The following is a 1,796-nucleotide window of genomic DNA, read 5'->3' on the forward strand; positions in this document are numbered from 1 at the left end:
GGCCGGGGCCGATTTAATTGAGATCGGTAATTTCGATAGTTTTTATGCCCAAGGACGCATTTTTGAGGCGGCGGAAGTTTTAGCCCTCACCCGTCAAACTCGCGACCTACTGCCCGAAATTACCCTGTCTGTGACAGTTCCCCATCTCCTACCCCTCGATCAACAGGTGAGACTAGCAGAAGCTTTAGTTAGTCAGGGTGCTGACATTATTCAAACTGAAGGCGGCACTAGCAGTCAACCCCGTCACGCCGGTATTTTGGGACTGATTGAAAAAGCTGCCCCGACTTTAGCGGCAGCCCACGCTATTTCCCATGCGGTTAAAGTTCCCGTCCTCTGCGCTTCCGGTTTATCCAGCGTTACCGCACCGATGGCGATCGCTGCTGGAGCGGCCGGCATCGGTGTGGGTTCGGCGATCAATCAATTGGATAATGAAGTGGCTATGGTGGCAGCCGTGCGCGGTTTAGTCGAATCTCTGCAAGCACAACCAATCCATATTGGCAACTAGAACAATTTTTGTCTAGATACGGCAGAGAAGGGGCCGTTTTCCCTTCTCTTTTTCCCTCTGTCACCAGTTATCAGTTATCAGTTATCAGTTACCAGATGTGAGTTTGCAGTTATCAGATGTGAGTTTGCAGTTCACTGATTACTGATTACTGCTCACTGATTACTGCTCACTGAAAAGCCCCCCAACCCCATCAACTGTGGTAAAATGCGCTATGGCTCAAAACATTAGAGATAGAAGCACTCCACCATGATTCGAGATATCTTCATGCCCGCGCTCAGTTCCACCATGACCGAAGGAAAAATAGTTTCTTGGGTGAAGTCCCCCGGGGAAAAAGTCAGCAAAGGGGAAACGGTGTTAGTGGTCGAATCCGACAAAGCCGACATGGACGTGGAATCGTTTTATGATGGCTATCTCGCTGTAATTTTAGTCGAAGCTGGCCAGGAAGCACCCGTGGGGGAAGCGATCGCCTATATCGCCGAAACTGAAGCGGAAATTGAACTGGCCAAAGCTCAGGGAAAAACCGCCGCAGTCGCCCCTAGCAAGCCCGTAGAAACCCCAGAAATCGCTCCGCCTCCCGTTTCGATCCCCGTCGCCGCCGTTAAAGATAATGGCCGTTTAGTCGCCTCTCCCAGAGCCAAAAAACTGGCTAAAGAATTAAAGGTGGATCTGAAAACCCTAGTGGGTAGCGGTCCCCACGGACGAATTACCGCCGAAGACGTAGAAAAAGCGACAGGAAAAGTCAGCACCGCCCCTGCTCCCGTCATTACTCCCCCGCAACCCGTCAGCGTGCCTGTAGCGGCTCCTAAAGCCCCGATTCCGGCCAGCGCCCCGGTCGGTCGGACTGTTCCCCTCACCACTCTGCAAAAAGCCGTCGCCCAGAATATGTCGGTTAGCCTACAGGTTCCCACCTTCCAAGTGGGCTACACTATCACCACTGACCCACTGGATCAACTCTATCAACAGCTAAAATCCAAGGGTGTCACCATGACGGCCCTGTTAGCAAAAGCGGTAGCCAACACCCTCGCTAAACATCCTATAGTTAATGCCAGCTATAGCGACGCAGGAATCCAATACCACGGGGCGATTAACGTGTCCGTAGCCGTAGCTATGCCTGGTGGTGGCTTAATTACGCCGGTTTTGCGCTCTGCTGACCAGATGGATATCTATTCCCTCTCCCGCAGTTGGAAAGATTTAGTCGATCGCGCCCGCAGTAAACAACTGCAACCGGAAGAATATAATAGCGGTACTTTTACCATTTCTAATCTGGGAATGTTCGGAGTCGATCGCTTTA

The 1,796-nt window shown here is 51.7% G+C and carries 2 protein-coding genes; both read left to right on the forward strand.

Translation table 11 applies throughout. From position 1 onward, the window contains the following. Positions 1-505, forward strand: a 505-nt coding sequence (locus PX482_RS05500) for a DUF561 domain-containing protein (RefSeq protein WP_288122173.1), incomplete at its 5' end; no start/stop codon positions are given. 246 nt (positions 506-751) lie between these two features. Continuing rightward, positions 752-1,796, forward strand: a 1,045-nt coding sequence (locus PX482_RS05505) for a dihydrolipoamide acetyltransferase family protein (protein WP_288122175.1), incomplete at its 3' end; no start/stop codon positions are given.

The sequence above is a fragment of the Microcystis sp. M53602_WE12 genome, from assembly GCF_030065455.1.
Classification (GTDB): Bacteria; Cyanobacteriota; Cyanobacteriia; order Cyanobacteriales; family Microcystaceae; genus Microcystis; species Microcystis aeruginosa.